Below are 20,889 nucleotides of genomic sequence, written 5' to 3' on the forward strand. Positions count from 1 at the left end.
ATGGCTACCCCGGCCCCCGTCGCCGGACGTCGGCGTCGGCGTCGGCGTCGGTTGACGATCCGGGCCCGCCTCACCCTGAGCTACGCCGCCCTGACGACCGGCTGCGGCGCCGTGCTCATCACGATCGTGTACTTGTACATGCGGTACGTGCCCAACTATCAGATCATCGAGACGCAAGCACTGGGCCCGGACGATGCCGAACCCTCCGGGATCTCGGGCTCGACCGGCCTCACGCCGGTGAGCCCTTCCGGGCCCACCGACTACGGGGTATCCATCCAGATCAGAACCGTCGCCGACTTCCTCGACACCCTGTTGGTCGCGTCGGTCGTCGCGCTCGTGCTGCTGGCCGTGGTCGGCGGAGCCGTGGGCTGGGTCGTGGCCGGGCGGATCATCAGACCGCTCGCCGTCATCAACGCGGCCGCTGCCCGCGCCTCGGCCGGCACTCTCGACCACCGCATCGACCTGGAGGGCCCGGACGACGAGATCCGCGGCCTCGCCGATACGTTCGACCGCATGCTGGCCTCGCTCGACCGCTCGTTCACCGCGCACCGCCGGTTCGCCGCCAATGCGTCCCACGAGCTGCGCACGCCGCTGGCGACCACCAAGACCATGATCGACGTGACCCTGGCCGACCCGGACGCGGAACGCGCCGAGCTGCGCCAGCTCGCGGAGCGCATCGGCGAGGTCAATCAGGCCAGCATCGAGACCATCGACGCGCTCCTGGATCTCGCCGACGCCGACTCGAGCACCCCGACACGGGAACTCGTCGATCTCGCCGACCTGGTGGAGAGCGTCGTCGCAGAGTTCTTCGACGAGGCGGCGGCGGCCGACGTGGAGCTCACGGCCGAGTACGCCCCGTGCACCGTGCGGGGCGACGCCGTGCTGCTGCGGCAGGCCGCGACCAACCTCGTGCGCAACTCGATCCGGCACAACCTGCCCGCGGGACACGCCGCCGTGCGGGTCCTGGCGCACGGCGCACGGGCACGCGTGGCCGTCACCAACTCCGGCCCGCGAGTCGCCGCAGCCGCCGTGGAGTCCCTCACCGAGCCGTTCGTCCGCGGCGCCGGGCGCTCGACGACCCGGGGTTCCGGGCACGGGCTGGGTCTGGCCATCGTGGCGGCCGTGGCCACCGCGCACCACGGGACGCTCGCTCTGCACCCTCGTCCTGAGGGAGGGCTGCGGGTGCACCTCGATCTGCCGGCGGCGTCCTCGCTCTCTCCTATCCCGGGGTGAACGCTTCGTTGAGCGCGCTGGCGAAGTTGCCGCCCACCTCGGTACCCCCGCCAAAGGTGTAGATGACATCACCGACGGTGGCGGCGCCGAGACCGTGCCGCGGCGTGGGCAGGTTCCCCGCGTCGGTCCACTCGTCGGCTTCCGGGTCGTACCGCCAGACGTCGTCGTAGACGAGCGGGTCCGGGTTGTGCTGCTCGCCACCGAACACGTAGATCGAACCATCGTGCACGGCCGCGGCCAGCCCACCACGCGCCTCGGGGAGCGGTGCGACCGTCTCCCACTCGTCGGTGGCCGGGTCGTACACCTCGACCGTCGCCACGTTCTCCTGGACGGCGGAACCATCCTCGGCGAGCGAGAACTCCCTGCCACCGATCACATGGATCCGATCGTCCACGACGGCCGACGCGGCGCTGTTCCGCGGGGTCGGAGCCGGAGCAAGCCGCGTCCAGGTACCGGTAGCGGGGTCGAACATCTCGTTCCTGTCGCTGTCGACGTGGGTCGTGAACGTCGTGGCGTCAGGTGTCCCACGGACCCGACCGCCGATCACGAACACCTGGTCACGCACGCTCTCGATCACGAACTCGGCACGCGGCTCCGGCAGGTCGACGCCGGTCGACCAGGCGTCGTCCTCCGGTGAGTAGACGAACGTGTCCGGCTCGGCCCGCCACCGAGGAAAGCCGCCGCTGAACCCGCCGACGGCGTACAGCGCACCGTTCGCCTCGGCAAGGCCGATGTGATGCCTGGCCTGCGGCATCGTCGCCAGCCGGCGCCAGGAGTCGGCGACGGGGTCGTAGGCGTCGAAGTGCGCGGACACACCGGTGTTGGGGTTGAGCAGTCCCCCGGCGACGTAGATCTGGTCGTCGACCACCTCGGGGTAGAGCTCCTGCCGTTCGAGCGCCATGGGCGCGCGCTCCTGCCAGCTGTCCGTCCGGCTGGAGGACACCTCGGACGACGAGGCCGGCGCGACGGTGCACGCCGTGGTCAGCATCGTGCCGACGGCGAGCGTGGCGACGGCCGCGCTGGTTCGGCGAGCGAGTATCTGTCTGGTCACGGTGGATCCTCCGTCTGTTCGTCGGGAACCCCACGTTCCAGGACCTTGGCAGCGCGAACCAGGGGATGCCACCCCCTGTGACGGCGACCCCGCTCACCTGATACTTGGGACATGAGAGCCACCGGGTACGCCGAGCTGGGCGCATTCCTCCGCTCACGCCGCGAACGGATCCGGCCCGAGGACGTCGGGCTGGTTCCCGGTCCGCGGCGCCGGGTGCCCGGCCTGCGGCGGGACGAGGTCGCCCTGCTGGCGGGCGCCTCGGTGGACTACTACAACGAGCTCGAACGCGGAGCCGGCTCCCAGCCGTCCGAACAGATGCTCGCCGCGCTCGGCCGGGCGCTGCGGTTGTCCGACGACGAGTGGCGTCACCTCTTCCATCTGGCCGAGCGGCCCGTGCCCCCCGCGGGCGGTGCGACGTCGCACGTGCAACCCGGGATGCTGGACCTGCTCGGCCGCCTGACCTCGACGCCCGCGAAGGTGATCACCGACCTGCACGTGACGCTCGTACAGAACCCGCTCGCCGTCGCGATGCTGGGCGATCACTCGCACTTCACCGGCAGGCACGCCAGCTTCGCCTACCGCTGGTTCATGGACCCGGCGTCCCGGGCCATCTACCCCGAGGCCGACCACGGCTCACAGTCACAGGCCTTCGTCGCCGACCTGCGCGCGGGGGCTGCCCGCCGAGGCAGCAAGGACACCGAGGCACGGTCCATGATCGCCGAGCTGCAGGACGGCTCCGCGGAGTTCGCCGAGCTGTGGGCCAGGCACGACGTGGCATTTCGCCGCCGTGGCCGCAAGCGCGTCAACCATCCCCGGCTCGGCCTGCTCGACGTCAACTGCCTCAACCTGTTCAGCGAGGACGGTCGGCAACGACTGCTCTGGTTCACTCCCACACCCGGCACCGACAGCGCCGAGCTGCTCGACCTGCTCACGGTGATCGGAACACAGTCGCTCGACGCCCCGTCCTGAAGGCACCGGCGCGGGATCACCCGCGCCGACGCGACCGTGCCGGGGGTCCCCTTATCGGTCCGCTCGACCGCGCGCGGCGAGAGCGGGTGCAGCGGCTGGGGCATTGCGTGAGCGAGCGCCGAACTGCCCGGAGATGATCACGCCCCGGCGGCGGGTGAAGAACCGGCCGGCGCCGGCTGCGATCGTGTTGACCCGGCCCGAGACGACGCTGGGCTGGCGGTTTCCGCGGTCGAGGGAGCGCAGACCGGTGTCGACCACCTGCTCGGGGGTCTGGTAGCTCCCGTTGTAGGCGCCGCTGGCGAGGTCGTCGAAGAACTCGGTGCGGGTCAGGCCGGGGGCGAGGGAGAGCACGCGCAGGCCGCTGGACCGCGACTCGTACCAGAGCGCCTCGGTGAAGCTCAGCACGAAGGCCTTGCAGGCGGCGTAGACCGCCATGTCCGGCGCGGGAGCGTAGGCGGCCATGCTGGCGACGTTGACCAGGATCCCGCGCCCCGCCAGCCGGAGCGGCTCGATGAACGCACGGGAGATGTCGACGAGGTTCGCCACGTCGACGGCGATCTCGTCCTGCAGGCGCGCCGGGTCCTCCTCGTGGAACGGCCCGTCGGTGCCGAAGCCGGCGTTGTTGACGAGCCCGGTCACGGTGAGGCCGCGTGCAGCCACCTCGCCGGCGAGGACCTGCCCGGCTCCGCGCCCGCTCAGGTCGAGGGCGATCGGGGTGGCGCGCACGCCGTGCTCGCGTTCGAGCTCGTTCGCGAGCCCCTGGAGGCGGTCGAGGCGGCGGGCGACCAGGACCACGTCGGAGCCGCGCTTCGCGAGAGCCCGTGCGAAGGCGGCGCCGATCCCGGAGCTGGCGCCGGTGACGATGGTGGTCTGGGACGTGAAGTCGACAGGAGGCATGCTGCACTGTAGGCACGCCCTTGCACCGAATGCAAGAGACGTACTGCGGGTAAGGTTGGTGCATGGATCCACAGTCTGATGTTCCGACGCTGCGCGAACGGACGCGCCGGGCCGTCCACGCCGAGATCGCCGGCACGGCCTTGCGCCTGTTCGTGGAGCAGGGCTTCGAAGCGACGACCGTCGACCAGATCGCGGCCGCCGCCGGGATCTCGCGGCGGTCGTTCTTCCACTACTTCGGGAGCAAGGAGGACGTCGTGATGGGCGACCTCGAGGCACTCGGGCTACGCGTGCGCGAGACGCTCGAGGCACGCCCCGCGACGGAGACGGCGTGGGAAGCGCTGCGGGAGACGTTCATCGACCTGCACCAGCGGGGCACCGACGCCGCGACCCCGTTGCAGATCGCCAACATGTACGCCGATGCGCCATCGCTGCGCGCACGACACCTCGAGAAGCACCTGCGCTGGCAGGAACTGCTCGCCCCGGACATCGAACGGCGTCTGGGCATCGAGCCCGGCGCGGCAGCCGACCCGCGAGCGCGTGCCGTCATCGCCGCAGCCCTCGCCTGCCTGGACGTGGCGGTGGAGGCATGGCGCCAGTCGGGCGGCACCAGCGATCCCGTGGACCTGTTCGACCAGGCGGTGGCCGCCCTCCGCGCCTGACGCACTCCGTGACGTCACGGCCCCACGTCACGGGGCCGTGGCATGGTCCTGATAGGCGGTGCTGCCTCCGGAGAGCGCAGTGACCATCCCGTGTACGGCGAGGGTGCCGTCCTCCACGGCCTTCTGCACCGCGCCCGGGATCTGCGCCTGGTAGTGACGCACCGTGGCCTCCCCCGCCGCGAGCAGGGGCAGCACCGCTGTGATCGGCGAGTCCGGGATGCCCAGAGCGGCAGCGTTCTTGCCGTGGTATTGGCCTGCCAGGGCGTTGAGCAGGTCGCGCCAGCCCGGCGCGTCCATCGGCGACTGCGGCGCGTTCGCGAGGGTCACCGTCGCCGCGTCGAACAGTGCCCCGACCAGAGCGCGGCTGTTCTCATCGGGCGGGGCGGTGGTGGAGTCGAGCAGGTCGAGCAGCTCGCCGGCCCGTGCGTGGTCCTCGATGTCGAGGAAGAACTCCTCGTCCAGGCCGAGCAGGTGACCGATGTACCACCAGTAGCGGTACAGGCGCGACTGTTCCTCGGGAGTGAGCCGGTAGCCGACGCTCTCCAGGAACGTGAACGGCACCACGGTGAAGTCGAGCCAGGTGCGCGCGACGTCGGCCTGGTTGATCGGGATCCCCCACCGGTCGGCGTCCCAGCCGTGGGACATGGCCGATGCCCGGGCGCGTGCGTGCAGCAGCCGGACCTGGACCGTCTGCACGTAGCCGGGGGCGCCGTGGTGCAGGCCGCCGGGCAGGATCGCGGAGGCGACCCACAGCCCGGTCTCGGCGAGCCGGCGCGGCGCCGTCGAGGTCAGCCGGCCCGTGCCGACGAGAAGTCGCGCGATGGCTGGGGAGCTGTAGGTGTGCGCAAGGGAGCCGCCGGCGGAGGCCAGGCCGCGCCAGTGCGGTGGCACGGCGAGCGAGGTCCGGTCTCCTGTGTCCAGCAGCTCCGGCGAGATCCAGCCGGGCACGGTCTCGGCGTGGGCGAGCAGCGCGTCGACGGCGGGCGGTGCGTCCGGCACGTTCGCCCGGCCCTCGGTGAGACCGCGCTGGAGCGTCGTCCGTGCGGACCGGCCGAGCTCGTCGAACTCGACGATGACGGCGTCGGCGAGCGGGTCCCCCACCTGAAGCATGCGCGCCATGAAGTCGGCACGATCGCCGTGCCTGTTCCGGGCTGAGTCGAGATCGACAAGGCGTTCGGGCACCGATGAGTCATTGCTCGAAGGGGTCATGACGTCATTCAAGTCGCCGCCGAGGCCGACAGCCACGCCCTGTCGATCCCCCCAAAGAGCGCGGAGGCACGGACCCTCCAGCGCCACCAGCTCGACCTCAGCCTGGGATCGACAGAGCCTGGCTGTCTCCCTCCCCGTTGGCCAACCTGGGACCAGCACCGGACCCGGACGCCACACGGCGGATCGCGGCACCGCCCTTCCCCTGCCCGATCCAGCGACCAGCCAGGAGAGACCCGATGAACCAAGACAACGATGCAGGACGCGCCCGTTCGGGTGTGTCCCGGCGCAACTTCCTGGGCGGCGGCCTGGTCGCCGCCGCCGTGACCCCGCTGCTGACCGGACAGGCGGAGGCGGCAGACGCCGCCGCACCCACCGCGGACGGTGTGCCCCAGGTGACGGTGCGCGCCGCCGTCAACGGTGACCCGGTCTCGGTGCGGGTGGACCCGCGCGCCACCCTGCTCGACACGCTCCGCGAGCGGCTGGACCTCAAGGGCACCAAGAAGGGCTGCGACCGCGGCCAGTGCGGTGCGTGCACCGTCCACGTCGACGGCCGGCGCGTGCTGTCCTGTCTCACCCTGGCCGCCTCGACCAACGGCCGAGCCGTCACCACCATCGAGGGCCTCGCCGACGGCGACCGCCTGCACCCGATGCAGCAGGCCTTCGTCGACCACGACGGTCTGCAGTGCGGCTTCTGCACGCCGGGGCAGATCATGTCCGCCGTCGCGATGGTCGACGACGAGGGCCCCGCGCGCTCGGACGCCGAGATCCGCGAGCGCATGTCCGGCAACATCTGCCGGTGCAGCGCCTACCCCCGCATCGTCGACGCGATCCGGGACGCGCAGCAGGTGATGCGCTGATGCGGCCCTACACCTTCGCCCAGCCGCGCTCGGTGCGCGAGGCCCTGCGGGGCGCGGGACCGGACACCGCCTTCCTGGCCGGGGGCACCACCCTGGTCGACCTGATGAAGCTCGAGGTGATGACCCCCGACCACGTCGTGGACATCAACCGGCTCCCGCTGGACGGGATCACGCTGGACCACAAGGGGCTGCACATCGGTGCGCTCGAACGGATGAGCGACGTGGCCGCCGACCGCACCGTGCGGCAGCACTACCCGATGGTCGCCGAGGCGCTGGAGCTCAGTGCCTCGGCCCAGCTGCGCAACATGGCGAGCATCGGCGGCAACCTGCTGCAACGCACCCGGTGCGGCTACTTCCGCGACGTCACGACGCCGTGCAACAAGCGCGAGCCCGGCAGCGGCTGCTCGGCTCTGGAGGGGATCAACCGCGGCCACGCCGTCCTCGGCACGAGCGACGCCTGCATCGCGACCCATCCCAGCGACCTGGCCGTCCCGCTGGTCGCTCTGGACACGGTGGTGCACCTGGGCTCCAACCGCGGCACCCGGACCGTGCCGCTGGAGACCTTCTACACGCTGCCCGGGGCCACGCCCCACATCGAGAACACCCTGCGTCCGGGCGAGCTCGTCACCGGGATCACGGTGCCCAGCTCCCCCTTCGCGGCGCGCTCGCACTACCTCAAGGTCCGCGACCGGCAGTCCTACGAGTTCGCGCTCGCCTCCGCCGCCGTCGCCCTCGAGCTGCGCGGGCGCACCATCACCCAGGCCAGGATCGCTGTCGGCGGTGTGGGGACCCGGCCGTGGCGGCTGCCGGCGGTCGAACGCGCGCTGGCCGGGCGACCGGCGACCTCCGCCACGTTCGAGGCCGCCGTCAGGCGCGCGGCGGACGGCGCCCAGCCCCGCGAGTACAACGCGTTCAAGCCAGCCCTGCTGCGTCGCACCCTGGTACGGGCACTGACCGAGCTCGTGGAGAGCCGATGAGCGGCCCACGTGAGCCGGTTCGGCCGGGCGCCGTCGAGCCGGGCGGTCCCGGATCGGACGGTGGCCATGCTTGAGCTCGCCGATGAGCTGCTCGAACGCGTCCGGCGCGGAGTCCCGTTCGTCACGGCCACCGTGACCGGCGTGGCCGGTAGTACTCCCCGGCAGCCTGGCTCTTCCCTGGTCGTCGATGCGGACGGCGCGGTGCTGGGCAACGTGTCCGGCGGCTGCGTCGACGCCGCCGTCCACGAGGCCTGCCAGGAGATGCTGGCCGGCGACCACCAGCCCCAGGCGCTACGGTTCGGCTACTCCGACGCCGACGCCATCGGCGTGGGCCTGACCTGCGGCGGCACGATCGAGCTGCTCCTGCGCCACCACGACCCGGCCGCCGGGCCGGAGCTCGAAGGGGCACTCGCCGACGCCGCGGGCGGCCGAGCGGTGGCCGTGGCCACGGTCGTGCGTGGCCCGGGCACCCACCTCGGCCGGGCGGTCGTCGTGCGGCCCGGCCGGACCGTCGCGGGAAGTCTCGGGGACGAGCTGCTCGACCGGGTGGCCGGGGATCGAGCGACGGACCTGCTGCATGCAGGGCAGACCGGCACGGTCGAGCTCGGGGTGGCGGACAGCCTCTGCCGGGAGCCCCTGACCCTGCTGGTGGAGTCCAGCACCCCGGCCCCACGGTTGCTCGTCTTCGGCGCGATCGACCACGCCGCCGCGCTGGCCCGCATCGGCACGTTCCTCGGCTACCGCGTGACCGTGTGCGACGCGCGGGCCACGTTCGCCACCCCGGAGCGCTTCGCGGACGCCGAGGTGGTCGTCGACTGGCCGCACCGTTACCTCCAGGCGCAGGCCGACGCCGGGCTGCTCGACAGCCGCACCGTTGCCTGCGTGCTCACCCACGACCCCAAGTTCGACCTCCCGCTCCTGACGGCCGCTCTGCGGCTGCCCCTGGCGTACGTCGGGGCCATGGGCTCACGCCGCACCCACGAGGAACGCCTGGCCCGGCTCCGCGGCGCAGGCCTGACCGGTGGCGAGCTGGGCCGCCTCCACTCCCCCATCGGCCTCGACCTCGGGGCCCGTTCCCCGCAGGAGACCGCGCTGTCCATCGCCGCGGAGATCGTCGCCGACCGGCACGGCGGCTCAGGGGTGCCCTTGAGCACCGGGGTCCCCATCCACCACCACAGCGCCCCCATCCACCACAGCGCCGCCTCGACCGGCGCGCTCACGCTCAGCAGCTAGAAGGAGTCACGATGCCCCGTACCCCAGTCGGACGCGAGACCGACCGCGTCGACGGCAGGCGGAAAGTCACCGGCGCGGCCGAGTACTCCGGCGACTACCCCGCCACCGACCTCGCCCACGCCCACCTCGTGACCAGCACCATCGCACGAGGCACCATCACCAGGATCGACACGGCGGCCGCGCTCGCCTCGCCCGGTGTCCTGCGCGTCTACGCCGCGCCAGAGCCACGCCTGGGCCTGTATCCGATCACCGGTCCGCTAGCCGGCTTCGTGGAGAACTACGTGCCCCTGAAGGACACAGAGGTCCGCTTCCACGGCCAGGCCATCGCGATGGTCGTCGCCGAGACCCCCGAACAGGCACGCGACGCCGCGGCACTGGTCACCACGACCTACGACACCCAGCCGCCACGCACCTCCCTCGCGGACGAGCCCCACGAGCCGGCCGGCCCCACCCTGACCGGGACGCCGAGCAGCGTCGAGGTCCTGGCTCCCGGCGTGGGGTCGATCGACGACGCGCTCGCCGCCAGCGACGTCGTCGTGGAGGCCGAGTTCCACCAGCACATGCAGCACCACGTGGCCATGGAACCCCACGCGATCCTCGCCGTCTGGGACGGCGACCAGGTGTTGATCCACGCCGGCGCGCAGATCCCCGCAGCGTTCGCGCTGGGGATGTCCCAGCGACTCGGCGTCCTGCCGCAGAACGTCCGGCTGAACACCAAGTACGTGGGCGGTGCGTTCGGTGCCCGCGTCATCCTGTGGAGCGACACCCCGCTACCCGCCGCCGCGGCCCGGGAGATCGGCCGCCCGGTCCGGCTCGTTCTCACCCGCGAGCAGATGTTCACCCTCACCGGCCACCGACCCCAGCTCACTCAGACCGTCCGGCTGGGCGCCTCCCGTGACGGCGTCCTGAACGCCGTCAGCCACCGGAGCGTCTCCGAGCGGCCGACCACCGTCACCTTCCCCATGACACCGGCCCACAACACCACGGACTCCCTCTACCGCACTCACAACCTGCACGTCCACGCCGAGCTGGCCGTGCTGGACATTCCTGGGAGCCGGGCGATGCGCGGCCCCAACGAAGCCCCCGGATCGTTCGCCCTGGAGACGGCGATGGACGAGCTGGCCGTCGCCACCGGTATAGATCCGGTCGAGCTGCGGCTGCGCAACCACGCCACGGTCCATCCCGTCTCGGGCCTGCCCTGGTCGAGCAAGCACCTCGAGGAGTGCTACCGCGTCGGGGCGCGGCGATTCGGCTGGTCCGCTCGCAGCGCCACACCCCGGTCGCGCGTCGAGGGGCAGTGGTTGTACGGCACCGGGATGGCCGCCGCCATCTACCCGGCACACCGCCGCCCCGCGAGCGTGCGCGTCCGGTTGCTCGACGACGACACGGCCGTGGTCTCGACGGGGATCTCGGACTTCGGCACCGGCGGGGCGACCATGGTCGCGGTGTCCGGTGCTGACGCCCTGGGGATACCCCTGGACCGGGTGACGCCCGAGATCGGTGACTCCGTGCTGCCCCAGGGCGCACCCGCCGTCGGCTCCAGCGCCACGCACGCCACAGTGCCCCTGGTCGTGGACGCCGCCCGCGACGCGATCGACGAGCTCAAGCGGCTCGCCGTCACCGACGACGGGTCACCGTGGCACGGCGCGAGCGTGGACGACCTGCACTACGAGCGCGGGATCCTGCACGGCCTCGGCCGCTCGATGACCTTCGGCCGCCTGCTCAGAGCCGTCGGCTCACCGGGCATCACCACGCTCGCCGAGTCCCCCGGGGCCGCCGACCCGGGGTACGTGCACCACAGCTTCGGCGCCCACTTCTGCGAGGTACGCGTCAACCGGTTCACCGGCGAGACCCGCGTCACCCGGTTCACCACCGTCGCCGACGTCGGCCGCGTCATCAACGCCAAGGCCGCCCGCAGCCAGCTCGTCGGCGGCGTCATCTTCGGCATCGGCCACGCCCTCCTGGAGGAGAACCACGTCGAGCTCCGCACCGGACGCCTGGCGAACAGCACCCTGGCCGACTACCTCGTGCCCGTCAACGCGGATGTCCCCGACATCGACGTGGTCATGCTCGACCGCCCCGATCCGATTCTCACCGGGCCGCTCGGCGACGGCAGCGAGGACGTCGGGACCCAGAGCCTGGGCGCACGGGGCCTCGGCGAGATCGGCACGGTCGGCTCGGCGGCCGCGATCGCCAACGCCGTCTACAACGCCACCGGCATCCGGGTGCGCGACGTGCCCCTCACCCTCGACAAGCTGATCGACCGCCTCTAGTCAACGACCGGGGTCAGGCGCCGCGGGGCGGCGCGAGGGCAATCCGTACGGCAAATCAGGCATGGGATCAAGGGGTATGGGATGAGAGTACTTGTGACCGGTACGTCGAGCGGCATCGGCAGCGCGATCGCCGTCAGACTCGCCGAGCGCGGCCACGAGGTCGTGGCCGGAGTGCGGCGCCTCGCGGCCGCCCCGGCCCACCCGCGGATCAGGGCCGTAGAGCTGGAGGTGACCGACGCCGCGCAGCTCGCCGCCGTGGCAGAGGAGGTCGGCCCGCTCGGCGGCGTGGTGAACAACGCCGGGATCACCATCGCAGGGCCCCTGGAGCACCTGCCCCTCGACCGCCTTCAGGAGCAGCTGGAGGTCAACGTCGTCGGGGTCGTCGCCGTGACCCAGGCGTTCCTGCCCGCGATCAGAGCGGGGCGCGGGCGTCTCGTCATGATCGGTTCAGCCGCCGGTCTTGTCACCACACCGTTCCTCGGCGCATACAGCGCCTCGAAGTTCGCCGTCGAGGCGGTCACGGACGCGCTCCGTCAGGAGCTGACCCCGTGGAGCCTTCCCGTGGTGATGATCAATCCCGGCAGCTTCACCTCGCAGAACCGGGCCAGGACAACGGCGACGGCGGAGGCGGACCGCGCGACCATGGCGGAGCCCGCGGAGCGCCGGTACGGACGCGCCCTGGACGCGTTCGTCCGGTTCAACGAGTCCGTGGAGGCGGGGGCCGGTGATCCGGCGCGGGTCGCCGCCGTCGTCGAGCGAGCACTGACCGCGCGTCGGCCCCGGACGCGCTACCTCGTCGGCGCGGACGCACGCATGGTCGTCACCATGAAGCAGCTCCTACCGGCCCGGACGGTGGACAGGATCCTGTCCAGGGTCATGGGTCTGTGAGTCAGACCTTCTGCGTCGCGCGCGCCTCAGCCAGCTCGCGCCCGGAGCGGACAGCGGCTGTCTCGGCATTGCGCTTGAGCTCGGCCGCCGGCTCGGCGAAGGCGTCCAGCGCCGGGTTGACGCCGACGAGGGTGAACGCGCGGTGCACGACGCGCAGGTCGAGGCCCCAGACGTCTTCGAGCACGCGGCGCAGCCAGGCGGTGGAGTGGTCCCAGCCCTCCTTGGGCGAGCCCTCGGTGTAGTTGCCGCCGAGCACCGTGACCAGGGTGGCGGGCTTGCCGCGCAGCGCGGTGCCCTGCGGGTCGATGCGCGGGTCGGTGTAGGCGAGGTCGAACCAGGTCTTGAAGTGCTGTGAGACGCCGTAGTTGTACAGCGGCACGTTGAACAGGAGGGCGTCGGCGCCGGTGAGCTCGTCGGCGAAGGTGCGGGCCAGGGAGATCGCCTCGCGCTGCGCCTCGGTGCGCTGGCCCTCCGGGGTGAACCCGCCGTGCACGGCGTCCGGCCACGCGGTGGCTGGTACCGGGGCGGTGGCGAGGTCACGGCGCACCACGGTCGAAGCGGGGTGGGCCGCGGTCCATTCTCCCTCGACAAGGTCGCCGAGGGAGCGGCTGGCCGAGGTGGCGGGAAGGATGCTTGCGTCCAGGCGGAAGAGGGTCACGACAGCTCCAGTTCTTGTTTCCAGAGTCACTCTGCAAATCAGAGCGACTAGCGAAACCGTAGCACGCTAGACTGGCGCGATGGCAGACGACGGCGTGCAGACGCACCAGTGCGATGCGGCGATCACGCTCGCCTTCTCGATCCTGGGCAAGCGCTGGAACGGCATGATCGTGGCAGTCCTCGGCTCAGGTCCGCTGTCGTTCGTGGCCGTGCGGCGCGCCGTCACCGGCATCAGCGACGCGGTGCTGTCGGACCGGCTCTCCGAGCTCGCCGACGCCGGGCTCGTCACCCGCGATGTCGATCCCGGGCCGCCCGTAGCCGTCACCTACGCCCTCACGCCGTCCGGTCAGCAGCTGCTGCCGTTGCTGCAGGATCTCGGGCGCTGGGCCCTGGAGAACATGGCAGACGTCGCCCACCGCTGAGACGCAGCGGCGGTGGGCCGTCGATCGTGTGCTGAACGCGCTCTCGGACTCGTACCCGGTGGCGAACGCGAGCTCGGAGATCGTCTGCACGTTCCGCCGAAGACCGTCGCGTGCCAAGCTCATGCGCCCCTGGATCAGGCGCGGTTGCAGGCTTGTCGTGTGCCCGCACCTCGATCGCAGACTGCGAGACGAGGTGACCTTGTGCGGCTCAGTTCTGTTCGAGATCTGTTCGAGAGGAAGATTGACATGACATACGCCGAACTCCGCGAGTTCTACGAGGACTACATCGCGGTGCTCAACGCCCGCGAGTTCCACCGCCTCGAAGAGTTCATCGCCGAGGAGCTCACGCACTTCGGTGACGCCGTTACCCGTGACCAGGTCGTCGCCGCGCTGAACGCTCAGGTGGACGCCGTGCCCGATCTGAAGTGGCGCCTGGACGACTTCAGGGCCAGCGGCCACGAGGTGGCCGCACGCCTGACCAACACCGGCACCCCCGTCAAGGAGTGGCTCGGGGTCGCTCCCACTGGCGCATCGTTCGAGGTCACCGAGTACGCGCTCTACCGGATCCGCGACGGACGGTTCGTCAACATGACGAACCTGCAGGACTCCGACGCCGCCAGGCAGCAGCTGGGCGGCTGACCGCGGAGGGGTCAGCCCGCTCGGGCCGCCTTCTGGCCGTCGCTCACGGCTCGGCTCTCGTAAGGGCGGATTGTCAGGTCCTGAATAACGCCGTCCACTTCGGCGACAGTAGGACCGACAACCTGACTTCTAGGAGTGGACCAATGTCGCGCAAAACCATCGATATCGCAATCCCCGACCTGTCGGGAAAGCTTGCCGTCGTCACCGGTGCCAGCGACGGAATGGGCCTGGGTATGGCCTCGCGCCTCGCAGCGGCAGGCGCCGAGGTGATCATGCCCGTGCGCAACCCGCGCAAGGGGGAAGCCGCGATCACGAAGATCCGGGACTCCGTGCCCGCGGCGAAGGTATCGCTGCGAGACCTCGACCTGTCCTCGCTCACGTCCGTCGCCGCACTCGGTGACACGTTGCGCGAAGAAGGGCGCCCGATTCATCTCCTGATCAACAACGCGGGTGTCATGACCCCACCGGACCGACAGGCCACGGCCGACGGGTTCGAGCTTCAGTTCGGCACGAACCACCTGGGTCACTTCGCACTTGTCGCGCATCTGATGCCGCTCCTGCGGGCCGGCCGCGCGCGGGTCACCTCGCAGGTGAGCATCGCCGCGAACCAGGGCTCCATCAACTGGGGCGACCTGAACTGGGAACGCAGCTATGACGGGACGCGCGCCTACAGCCAGTCAAAGATCGCATTCGGCCAGTTCGGCCTGGAGCTCGACCGGCGCAGCCGCGCGAGCGGCTGGGGTATCACCAGCAACCTCTCGCATCCTGGGGTCGCTCCGACGAACCTGCTCGCGGCACGTCCAGAACTCGGTCGCAGCGAGGAGGTACCGTCCCGGAGAATGATTCGCTTCCTGTCCGAGAGGGGCATCCTGCTCGGGACGGTCGAGACGGCCAAGCTGCCAGCTCTCATGGCAGCCACCGACCCCAACTCCAAGCCTGGCGGTTTCTACGGCCCGAACTGGCCTGGACGTGTCGGAGGGCCGCCCGCCGAGCAGAAGCTCTACTCACGACTGCGCAGCACGGACGAGGCCGCACGCGTCTGGGACGTCTCCGAGCAACTGACGAAGACGGCCATCGGTGCCTTCTGAGAGTCGGCGTCGATCTTCGCCGGCGACCTGCGGGCCGGCCTGCCGGCCTACCGTGTGCACCGGGTCGGTGAGCTCCTCGAAGAGCTCACCGACGCCCGGGGCTCGAACTACGTGGTGCCGTGAGCCGCACCGCTCACATCAGAGATCGTCGGCTGCTTGCTGGACGGCCGCGGCGATCGGTGTGGTCCCGGACACCAGCTCGAGAACCTTGCGAGCCGTGGCCGGCGCATCCAGCAGGGCGACGATCACTGCGGCGACATCCGTCCGAGGGACGGGAGCCAGCCCCAGACCGGTAGCCAGGGTCACCTGCCCGGTGCCCGGCTCGACCGGCCCGACCCTGTCCTCAGCGAGCTCGGCGCCAAGGGGCTCGGCGAGATCGGGACGGTCGCATCGGCCGCCGCGGTCGGCAACGCCGTCTTCAACGCCACGGGCAGACGAGTGCGCGACCTCCCCATCACCCTCGACAAGCTGCTGCAGCACGACTAGCCGCACGGCCCGGCAGCTCCTGGTCACCAGCCTGGGATCGGGCGGGCCTGGATAGGGCTCCGGCGTCGTTTCGTGGCAGGGTCGTCGACCAGGGCGGAACTACAGCGCCGGCTGCCGCATGCGCGCGTGGCGGCTCCGACCTACAGGTGGTCCGTGTAGAAGCCGGCCAGCCGGTCGACGGCGGCGTCGACGTACTCGGGCACGTCGTACATCTCGTAGTGGCCGGCGCCCTCGATCACCATGAGGTCGACGGGGTCGGGGGCCAGCTTCCACAGCCGCATACCGGACTCGTAGGAGCCGGTGTTGCCGACGCGTCCGGCGAGCACGACCTGCAGCGGCTGGGTCATGAGCTGATCGGCCAGGTGGAAGGCGTCATAGCCCAGGAGCAGCGCGTCGCCGCGCGAGAGGCGGCGGTTGGTCGACTTCTCGTGGTGACCTCGCTCGGTGCGGTAGTAGGTGATCGCCTGGGTGGTGTCGATGTCGGTCAGGCCGGCCGCGGCGGCGTCCTCCAGGGTGTCGGGCAGCCAGTTCTCACGGGTCAGGTCGCCGGTCCGCGCCTCCTCGGTCCGCGCGTCGGCCATGTCGTCGAGCGCAGCCACCGGCCCGTCCGGCTGGAATCCACGGAACGAGGTACCCATGTTCGTCGGCACGACCGTGCCGACCGCCTTGATGCGGTGGTCGGTGCGGGCGGTGTGGACCGCGTAGCTCCCGCCGGCACAGATACCGAGCACGCCGATCCGGTGCGGGTCGATGCCAGGGATCGTGCCCAGCGCGTCGATGGCGAAGGAGATGTCCTCACCGCGGCGGTAGGGGTCCTCGAGGTCGCGTGGCTGGCCGCCGCTCTGACCCTGGTGTGCGGGGTCGAACACGAGCGCCGCGATACCCCGGGCGGCCAGGCGTGCGGCGTAGTTCGCGCCGATCTGCTCCTTCACGCTGCTGCCCGGGGTCGAGAGCACCACGGCGCGCAGGGGCTCGGCGTCGGAGGTGGCGGAGAAGCCGTCGGGCAGATGAAGGTCGGCGGCGAGCTCAACCAGCCCCCGGGGGATCGTCAGGTGCTCGAGCATGGTGGAGAACCTCTCTCGTGGTTTCGTTCCATGATGTCGCCGAGGTCGCCGCCTCGCCGTACCCGGCCCAGCTGGCGAAGGAGTTGGTGATCCCCAAGGCGAGCGTGACGGTCTACGTGCGCAACCTCGTCGCCAAGGGGTTCATGCGTCGCGAGATCGACGACGCCGACCTGCGGCGGCACCGGCTCGAGCTCACCGAGGCGGGCGAAGCGGCGCGCGACCGTTCTTTCGCGGCGCTGGCGGCGGCGTTCGAGCGCCGGCTCGCGCTGATCGGGCCCGGAGACCGGGCTGATCTCGCCCGCATCCTGACGGCGCTGCTCGCGCCCGGAGCGGGAGCAGTTCCATCAGCGCTGTAGGGTCCGTGGCCATGAGCTCGACGAAGAGGCTGCTGGTCGACGACGTGGACTGGTCGCGGCTGTTCCATGCCTACGGGGTCGCGTCGGACACGGCGCAGCACCTGCAGGGCCTGTTGTCCGACGACGATGCCGCGTTCGGTGAGGGTCTCGACCATCTCCACGGTGCCGTGCTCCACCAGGGGACCGTCTACCCGGCGACGGCGCCCTCGCTACGGGTCGTGGCCGGGATGCTGCACGACCGAGGGCGCCACCAGGTACTGCGCCGCCACGACGAACACGGGCGGTCGCGCCTGGCCTCGCTGCTGGAATGGGTCGACGCAGTGGGAGACAGCGCGTCCTGGCACGAGGACACCCGCGCGCGGGACGCTGCCGAACCCACTCACGAGGACATCGACGCCTTCTACCGTGCGATGGCAGCGGACGACGAGACGGTGTGGGAGTCCGACCTCAACCACTACCTGTGGGCCAGGTCGATCGCCGAGCTGCCGGCGGCCTGCGGCGAGGCGCTGACACCGGTCTCGACGTTCTTGGCCGACGAGGACGAGGCAGTGCGTCTCGCGGCTCTGGATGCCTACGTCCGACTCGCAGCGGTGCAACCGGACCGGGCGACGCCGGCCGGACCGCTGGCTGCAGCAGCGCAGGTCGCGTCCGGGCGGGACGAGCGTGCCGTGGTCGTCCTGGGCCTGGGCGGCCTCGGAACGGACACCACCCGGTAGCTGTCCGACGATCGCGACGCGGTGGCCGGCCTCGCCTCCTGACCGGTAGGCCTTCACAGCGCGAATCCCCCGGAGACCTGGATGTCCTGGCCGGTGATCCGCCCGGTATCCGACGAGACCAGGAACGCGATCACCCTGCCGACGTCCTGCGGCTCGCCGATCCGGCCGAGCGTGGTCCTCGCCGCGATGCCGTCGATGATCTCCGGGAAGCGATCGAACGCGTCGTCTCCGATCCGCGTGCGAGCAGGCCCCGGAGCGACGGAGTTGACAGTGATGCCGCGGCCGGCGAGCTCCTTGGCCAGGTACCGGGTAGCCGTGACGAGGCCGCCGTTCTCGCTCAAGCCCGCCATGCATCGTCGTCAAGGACGACATGGATCGCGGCTTCCTCCGCGGAAGCACCGGCGCCGTCGATCCCCACGTCGCTCGCCCGCAGGTCTGAGGAAGGGTCGTCGGCATCCTGCTGGGCCCAGACAAGGCGACCCGCCCGCAAAGAGCCGACTTGGTCGTCGATGAGCTCACCGTCCGTGTCTGACGCGTCTCCCAGACCGTCGCCCAGGTAGGCGTCCGTGGTTTCGGGGACCTCTCGGGCCAGCCTCGTCGCGAGCGGCTCGTGCTCACCAACCTCCTGGGGCGTGAAGCCCCAGCCGAATGCCAGTGGCTTGTCGAGCGGGGAATACCCTGCCCCGTCGTCGTCCCCTCCGAGCTCGTCGTCGTCGAGGCTCTCGTCCTGTGGGAGAAGTCCGAACACGTCCTGTTCGGTGCCGTAGTCGTCAAACTTGTCGCTCATGTCGCCCTACCTCCGATGGGGTGTGCACTGGGGCCTGAGGCCGGGCCTTGTGGTGTCGTGGCCTGCCGTCGTTCTCGCGCGTCGCGGACCGCTCGTGGTACCGGGATGCGGCCGGCCTCCGTCACGGCCCCACATCGTTCGTGCGCACCGGGTGAGCAGATCTTTCGCGCGCGACCGCGACAGGCCACACAGCTGGGCTGTGACTAGGAAGCTGCGCGCCCTGGTGCGGCGAGACCTTCCAGGTGGGTGAGAGCGACGTCGATCGCGATGGCCATCGGTTCGACGTCGCGGGCAGTCTGCGCCAGGAGGTAGCCACCCTGGAGAGATGCGAGGAATCCGACAGCGAGACGAGCAGTGTCGACAGAGTCGTCCAGCACCCCGGCTCGCTGCATCCTGCCGAGGGCGCCGTCGATCAGCTGCCGCCAGGCACGGAACAGCTCGTCCAGCATGGCGCGGGCGACCGCGTCATGGTCGGAGACCTCGCTCGCGAGCGAGCCGAGCGCGCACCCGTACATGCCGTGGCGCAACGTGTTCGCCTTGACCAGTGAGTCTCGCCAACGCCGCAGCCCGGCCAGTGTCGAGACCTTTCCGAGCATGTTCGTCTCGCGGTCGATGACGAACTCCCCCACGTGCGTGATGACGGCCCGCACGAGCGACGGCTTGTCCTCGAAGTGGCGGTAGAGCTGGGACTTGCTCGCGCCACTCGCGACCATGACATCGTCCAGGGTGGTGCCTGCGATCCCCTGGACACGCATCAGGTCGGCGGCCGCGGCGACGATCCGGGTCCTGGTCTTCATACCTCGTGCCGTCAGCCGAATCGCCGGGCTCTCGTCCGAGTTCTCGTTCACAGCGACATCGTACTGAGAAGGCTAATCAGGTCGTCGGTCATCGGGATCCTCCGGTTCTGGGTGTAGGAGCACTGGTGCCAACGCGATGTCGAGCGCGGCCTCGAGCGACTGTGCGTCCTGCGCCAGCCAGCTCAGGGTGGCGCCACCGTGTAGTGCTGCCAGGATCGCGGTGGCCACCTTCTCAACGCGTCCGGACGCGGCCGCCGGGCCGGCACCGGTGTCGCAACCCGCCGCGATCCGTTCCAGTGCCGCTGCGATCAGCGCCTGCCAGCTCTGGATGAACTCGTTCTGCCGATCGGCCCCATGACCACGACGCAGCGCCTGGGCGTACGGAGACTGGCGGTCCATGACCTCACGGATCACGCGGTTTCGCCAATGAGCGAAGTCGTCGGAGTGACCGGCCGCGGACAACCAGCGTTCCTCTGTGTCGAGAACTGCTCGAAAGTGCTCCGTGACGTCAGCGCCGGTTCCGCCCGTGGTGCCGGTGCCGGTGCCCGTGCCCGTACACGTGGAGTGGTCGCCCGTACGTTCGCTTGTCACCGCGTTGTTCGTCCCCTCATGAAATGCGTCGGCCGCGGGCTTCCAGGTAGCCCCTGCGGCCACTTACATGGACCAGATAGTCCTGTTCGACCGGATGCTCGCGCGAGGCTCGGGACGAGCGACGAGCGCAGGCCAGGACCGCTCATGGTGAACGGAGCGCCGGCAGATAGCCCTCCGAGACGAGTTCCGCACGCAACTTCTTGCGAGCGTCGAACAGCACCTTGTACAGCGCGTTCCTCGTCGAACCGAGCTTCTCCGCGAGAGCGTCCATGGGCACCTCGTTCACCACGGTCGCCATGAAGACGAGCCGCTGCCGATCGGTGAGCTTGTTCTTGATGACGCCCGACACCGCTGTGACGAACTCGGCCGCTTCAGCCTCCTGGCCCGGGCCGGCCTCGAACCTGGATGCCAGTCGCGACCAGTCCTCGTAGTCGTACGGAACATCGTGATGACGCCAGTGGTGCCGGTTCATCTTCGTTGCGACATCGAAGATGACGAACTTGAATGCCCACGTCGTAAAGCGTGATTCACCCCGAAAGGTATCCAGCCTCCGACTGATCGCCATCAGTGCGTCGGCCGCGGCTTGATGGGCGATGTCGTCCACTTCGGGCCCGTACATGCGCAAGGACGAGGCGCGCCGTGTCGCCTCGCGGCGCGCGACCCGGTGCAGAAGCGAGTAGAGCTCCCCACAGGCGGCCTCGCGGACCGATCCGGTTGCACCGAGGCGCCGCACCCACCTGCGGTTGTCCTGAGCAATCTGCAGATCGTCCATCGTGTCCACCCTCCTGGCCCGCGGGCGAAGAGGAATCAGCGCCGGCCATGTCCGTGCACGCCTCGAACCGAGGGCGTCCCCACACCGTAGACCGGACCCTAGGGTCCAGACAAGACAAGAGATCGGCACACTGTCGGACAGAGAAGGACCCTCACGTCCATTTGGTACGCCGGTGCCGGACATCCTCCAGGGATGTCTCGAGGCAATGACGTAAGACGGTGTCGGCAAACGTCCACTCACCTCGTGAACCAGCCATTCAGGTTGTGTC

At 70.4% G+C, this 20,889-nt stretch carries 24 protein-coding genes; 14 read left to right on the plus strand and 10 right to left on the minus strand.

What is annotated here, in order from left to right:
- Nucleotides 1-1,233 (plus strand): sensor histidine kinase, encoded by a 1,233-nt coding sequence (locus tag ACQEVI_RS26095; protein WP_432904984.1) that lies wholly within the window; start codon nucleotides 1-3, stop codon nucleotides 1,231-1,233.
- Here ACQEVI_RS26095 and ACQEVI_RS26100 read toward each other — a convergent pair.
- On the minus strand, nucleotides 1,220-2,284 hold the full coding sequence (locus ACQEVI_RS26100) for a Kelch repeat-containing protein (protein WP_432904987.1): 1,065 nt from the start codon (nucleotides 2,282-2,284) through the stop codon (nucleotides 1,220-1,222). The two genes, ACQEVI_RS26095 and ACQEVI_RS26100, sit on opposite strands and share 14 nt — an antisense overlap.
- Nucleotides 2,285-2,395: 111 nt before the next feature.
- On the opposite strand from ACQEVI_RS26100, the gene ACQEVI_RS26105 reads away from it, so the two are divergent.
- The gene (locus ACQEVI_RS26105) at nucleotides 2,396-3,253 is read left to right on the plus strand and encodes a helix-turn-helix transcriptional regulator (RefSeq protein ID WP_432904990.1); all 858 of its coding nucleotides are present in this window, start codon (nucleotides 2,396-2,398) and stop codon (nucleotides 3,251-3,253) included.
- A 51-nt stretch (nucleotides 3,254-3,304) separates the two neighbouring features.
- Here the strand turns inward: ACQEVI_RS26105 and ACQEVI_RS26110 are convergent, their stop codons facing one another.
- On the minus strand, nucleotides 3,305-4,150 hold the full coding sequence (locus ACQEVI_RS26110) for an SDR family NAD(P)-dependent oxidoreductase (RefSeq protein ID WP_432904993.1): 846 nt from the start codon (nucleotides 4,148-4,150) through the stop codon (nucleotides 3,305-3,307).
- Nucleotides 4,151-4,212: 62 nt separating this feature from the next.
- Here ACQEVI_RS26110 and ACQEVI_RS26115 point away from each other — a divergent pair, with 62 nt between their 5' ends.
- Nucleotides 4,213-4,809 (plus strand): TetR/AcrR family transcriptional regulator, encoded by a 597-nt coding sequence (locus ACQEVI_RS26115; RefSeq protein ID WP_432904996.1) that lies wholly within the window; start codon nucleotides 4,213-4,215, stop codon nucleotides 4,807-4,809.
- 27 nt (nucleotides 4,810-4,836) lie between these two features.
- Here ACQEVI_RS26115 and ACQEVI_RS26120 read toward each other — a convergent pair whose 3' ends face one another.
- Nucleotides 4,837-5,928: an oxygenase MpaB family protein gene (locus ACQEVI_RS26120; RefSeq protein WP_432904999.1), complete on the minus strand. Its 1,092-nt coding sequence runs from the start codon at nucleotides 5,926-5,928 to the stop codon at nucleotides 4,837-4,839.
- Nucleotides 5,929-6,254: 326 nt separating this feature from the next.
- Between ACQEVI_RS26120 and ACQEVI_RS26125 the strand changes: the two genes are divergently transcribed.
- The 5 genes from ACQEVI_RS26125 to ACQEVI_RS26145 all read left to right on the plus strand — a co-directional run bounded on the left by ACQEVI_RS26125 (nucleotide 6,255) and on the right by ACQEVI_RS26145 (nucleotide 12,246).
- Nucleotides 6,255-6,875, plus strand: a complete 621-nt coding sequence (locus tag ACQEVI_RS26125; protein WP_432905001.1) for a (2Fe-2S)-binding protein — start codon at nucleotides 6,255-6,257, stop codon at nucleotides 6,873-6,875.
- Entirely contained in the window at nucleotides 6,875-7,852 is a 978-nt protein-coding gene (locus ACQEVI_RS26130; RefSeq protein ID WP_432905003.1) for an FAD binding domain-containing protein, read from the plus strand. Before ACQEVI_RS26125 ends, ACQEVI_RS26130 begins: the two co-directional genes overlap by 1 nt.
- 9 nt (nucleotides 7,853-7,861) lie before the next feature.
- Nucleotides 7,862-9,085: an XdhC family protein gene (locus tag ACQEVI_RS26135; RefSeq protein ID WP_432905005.1), complete on the plus strand. Its 1,224-nt coding sequence runs from the start codon at nucleotides 7,862-7,864 to the stop codon at nucleotides 9,083-9,085.
- Nucleotides 9,086-9,096: 11 nt separating this feature from the next.
- Nucleotides 9,097-11,358 (plus strand): xanthine dehydrogenase family protein molybdopterin-binding subunit, encoded by a 2,262-nt coding sequence (locus ACQEVI_RS26140; protein ID WP_432905007.1) that lies wholly within the window; start codon nucleotides 9,097-9,099, stop codon nucleotides 11,356-11,358.
- An 81-nt stretch (nucleotides 11,359-11,439) separates the two neighbouring features.
- Nucleotides 11,440-12,246, plus strand: a complete 807-nt coding sequence (locus tag ACQEVI_RS26145; RefSeq protein WP_432905009.1) for an SDR family NAD(P)-dependent oxidoreductase — start codon at nucleotides 11,440-11,442, stop codon at nucleotides 12,244-12,246.
- A gap of 1 nt (nucleotide 12,247) precedes the next feature.
- Here ACQEVI_RS26145 and ACQEVI_RS26150 read toward each other — a convergent pair whose 3' ends face one another.
- Nucleotides 12,248-12,904, minus strand: a complete 657-nt coding sequence (locus ACQEVI_RS26150) for an FMN-dependent NADH-azoreductase (RefSeq protein WP_432905012.1) — start codon at nucleotides 12,902-12,904, stop codon at nucleotides 12,248-12,250.
- A gap of 79 nt (nucleotides 12,905-12,983) precedes the next feature.
- Between ACQEVI_RS26150 and ACQEVI_RS26155 the strand changes: the two genes are divergently transcribed.
- The 4 genes from ACQEVI_RS26155 (at nucleotide 12,984) to ACQEVI_RS26170 (ending at nucleotide 15,538) form a co-directional block, all read left to right on the plus strand.
- Nucleotides 12,984-13,325, plus strand: coding sequence for a winged helix-turn-helix transcriptional regulator (locus ACQEVI_RS26155; protein WP_432905015.1), 342 nt, complete (start codon nucleotides 12,984-12,986; stop codon nucleotides 13,323-13,325).
- Between the two features lie 246 nt (nucleotides 13,326-13,571).
- Nucleotides 13,572-13,964, plus strand: coding sequence for an ester cyclase (locus tag ACQEVI_RS26160; protein ID WP_432905018.1), 393 nt, complete (start codon nucleotides 13,572-13,574; stop codon nucleotides 13,962-13,964).
- A gap of 143 nt (nucleotides 13,965-14,107) precedes the next feature.
- Nucleotides 14,108-15,052 carry an SDR family oxidoreductase gene (locus tag ACQEVI_RS26165; RefSeq protein ID WP_432905020.1) on the plus strand — a complete coding sequence of 315 codons (945 nt, stop codon included), beginning with the start codon at nucleotides 14,108-14,110 and terminating at the stop codon, nucleotides 15,050-15,052.
- Nucleotides 15,053-15,208: 156 nt separating this feature from the next.
- Nucleotides 15,209-15,538, plus strand: a complete 330-nt coding sequence (locus tag ACQEVI_RS26170; protein ID WP_432905023.1) for a hypothetical protein — start codon at nucleotides 15,209-15,211, stop codon at nucleotides 15,536-15,538.
- 140 nt (nucleotides 15,539-15,678) lie between these two features.
- Here ACQEVI_RS26170 and ACQEVI_RS26175 read toward each other — a convergent pair whose 3' ends face one another.
- Nucleotides 15,679-16,602 carry an alpha/beta hydrolase gene (locus tag ACQEVI_RS26175; RefSeq protein ID WP_432905026.1) on the minus strand — a complete coding sequence of 308 codons (924 nt, stop codon included), beginning with the start codon at nucleotides 16,600-16,602 and terminating at the stop codon, nucleotides 15,679-15,681.
- A gap of 17 nt (nucleotides 16,603-16,619) precedes the next feature.
- Here ACQEVI_RS26175 and ACQEVI_RS26180 point away from each other — a divergent pair, with 17 nt between their 5' ends.
- Nucleotides 16,620-16,958 carry a MarR family winged helix-turn-helix transcriptional regulator gene (locus ACQEVI_RS26180; RefSeq protein WP_432905029.1) on the plus strand — a complete coding sequence of 113 codons (339 nt, stop codon included), beginning with the start codon at nucleotides 16,620-16,622 and terminating at the stop codon, nucleotides 16,956-16,958.
- 11 nt (nucleotides 16,959-16,969) lie between these two features.
- Complete coding sequence (locus ACQEVI_RS26185) at nucleotides 16,970-17,674, plus strand: hypothetical protein (RefSeq protein WP_432905031.1); 705 nt, start codon at nucleotides 16,970-16,972, stop codon at nucleotides 17,672-17,674.
- A 53-nt stretch (nucleotides 17,675-17,727) separates the two neighbouring features.
- Here ACQEVI_RS26185 and ACQEVI_RS26190 read toward each other — a convergent pair whose 3' ends face one another.
- From ACQEVI_RS26190 to ACQEVI_RS26210, 5 genes are all read right to left on the minus strand, one after another.
- On the minus strand, nucleotides 17,728-18,024 hold the full coding sequence (locus ACQEVI_RS26190) for an SDR family oxidoreductase (protein WP_432905034.1): 297 nt from the start codon (nucleotides 18,022-18,024) through the stop codon (nucleotides 17,728-17,730).
- Nucleotides 18,012-18,461 carry a DUF5709 domain-containing protein gene (locus ACQEVI_RS26195; RefSeq protein WP_432905036.1) on the minus strand — a complete coding sequence of 150 codons (450 nt, stop codon included), beginning with the start codon at nucleotides 18,459-18,461 and terminating at the stop codon, nucleotides 18,012-18,014. The genes ACQEVI_RS26190 and ACQEVI_RS26195 overlap by 13 nt, the downstream gene beginning before the upstream one ends.
- 203 nt (nucleotides 18,462-18,664) lie before the next feature.
- Nucleotides 18,665-19,309, minus strand: coding sequence for a TetR/AcrR family transcriptional regulator (locus tag ACQEVI_RS26200; protein WP_432905038.1), 645 nt, complete (start codon nucleotides 19,307-19,309; stop codon nucleotides 18,665-18,667).
- A 21-nt stretch (nucleotides 19,310-19,330) separates the two neighbouring features.
- The gene (locus ACQEVI_RS26205) at nucleotides 19,331-19,672 is read right to left on the minus strand and encodes a hypothetical protein (protein ID WP_432905041.1); all 342 of its coding nucleotides are present in this window, start codon (nucleotides 19,670-19,672) and stop codon (nucleotides 19,331-19,333) included.
- 319 nt (nucleotides 19,673-19,991) lie between these two features.
- Nucleotides 19,992-20,621 carry a sigma-70 family RNA polymerase sigma factor gene (locus tag ACQEVI_RS26210; protein WP_432905043.1) on the minus strand — a complete coding sequence of 210 codons (630 nt, stop codon included), beginning with the start codon at nucleotides 20,619-20,621 and terminating at the stop codon, nucleotides 19,992-19,994.
- Nucleotides 20,622-20,889 lie beyond the last annotated feature (268 nt).

Origin of the sequence: Promicromonospora sp. CA-289599 (genome assembly GCF_050936155.1) — a bacterium.
Classification (GTDB): Bacteria; Actinomycetota; Actinomycetes; order Actinomycetales; family Cellulomonadaceae; genus Promicromonospora.

What these genes read in the sequence shown, in the direction of transcription:
- ACQEVI_RS26105 (WP_432904990.1), top strand. Translation starts at nt 2,396, where the DNA reads ATGAGAGCCACCGGGTACGCCGAGCTGGGCGCATTCCTCCGCTCACGC.
- ACQEVI_RS26210 (WP_432905043.1), bottom strand. Translation starts at nt 20,621, where the DNA reads ATGGACGATCTGCAGATTGCTCAGGACAACCGCAGGTGGGTGCGGCGC.
- ACQEVI_RS26155 (WP_432905015.1), top strand. Translation starts at nt 12,984, where the DNA reads ATGGCAGACGACGGCGTGCAGACGCACCAGTGCGATGCGGCGATCACG.
- ACQEVI_RS26160 (WP_432905018.1), top strand. Translation starts at nt 13,572, where the DNA reads ATGACATACGCCGAACTCCGCGAGTTCTACGAGGACTACATCGCGGTG.
- ACQEVI_RS26165 (WP_432905020.1), top strand. Translation starts at nt 14,108, where the DNA reads ATGTCGCGCAAAACCATCGATATCGCAATCCCCGACCTGTCGGGAAAG.
- ACQEVI_RS26175 (WP_432905026.1), bottom strand. Translation starts at nt 16,602, where the DNA reads ATGCTCGAGCACCTGACGATCCCCCGGGGGCTGGTTGAGCTCGCCGCC.
- ACQEVI_RS26185 (WP_432905031.1), top strand. Translation starts at nt 16,970, where the DNA reads ATGAGCTCGACGAAGAGGCTGCTGGTCGACGACGTGGACTGGTCGCGG.
- ACQEVI_RS26130 (WP_432905003.1), top strand. Translation starts at nt 6,875, where the DNA reads ATGCGGCCCTACACCTTCGCCCAGCCGCGCTCGGTGCGCGAGGCCCTG.
- ACQEVI_RS26140 (WP_432905007.1), top strand. Translation starts at nt 9,097, where the DNA reads ATGCCCCGTACCCCAGTCGGACGCGAGACCGACCGCGTCGACGGCAGG.
- ACQEVI_RS26125 (WP_432905001.1), top strand. Translation starts at nt 6,255, where the DNA reads ATGAACCAAGACAACGATGCAGGACGCGCCCGTTCGGGTGTGTCCCGG.
- ACQEVI_RS26110 (WP_432904993.1), bottom strand. Translation starts at nt 4,150, where the DNA reads ATGCCTCCTGTCGACTTCACGTCCCAGACCACCATCGTCACCGGCGCC.
- ACQEVI_RS26095 (WP_432904984.1), top strand. Translation starts at nt 1, where the DNA reads ATGGCTACCCCGGCCCCCGTCGCCGGACGTCGGCGTCGGCGTCGGCGT.
- ACQEVI_RS26195 (WP_432905036.1), bottom strand. Translation starts at nt 18,461, where the DNA reads ATGAGCGACAAGTTTGACGACTACGGCACCGAACAGGACGTGTTCGGA.
- ACQEVI_RS26190 (WP_432905034.1), bottom strand. Translation starts at nt 18,024, where the DNA reads ATGGCGGGCTTGAGCGAGAACGGCGGCCTCGTCACGGCTACCCGGTAC.
- ACQEVI_RS26145 (WP_432905009.1), top strand. Translation starts at nt 11,440, where the DNA reads ATGAGAGTACTTGTGACCGGTACGTCGAGCGGCATCGGCAGCGCGATC.
- ACQEVI_RS26120 (WP_432904999.1), bottom strand. Translation starts at nt 5,928, where the DNA reads ATGGCGCGCATGCTTCAGGTGGGGGACCCGCTCGCCGACGCCGTCATC.
- ACQEVI_RS26115 (WP_432904996.1), top strand. Translation starts at nt 4,213, where the DNA reads ATGGATCCACAGTCTGATGTTCCGACGCTGCGCGAACGGACGCGCCGG.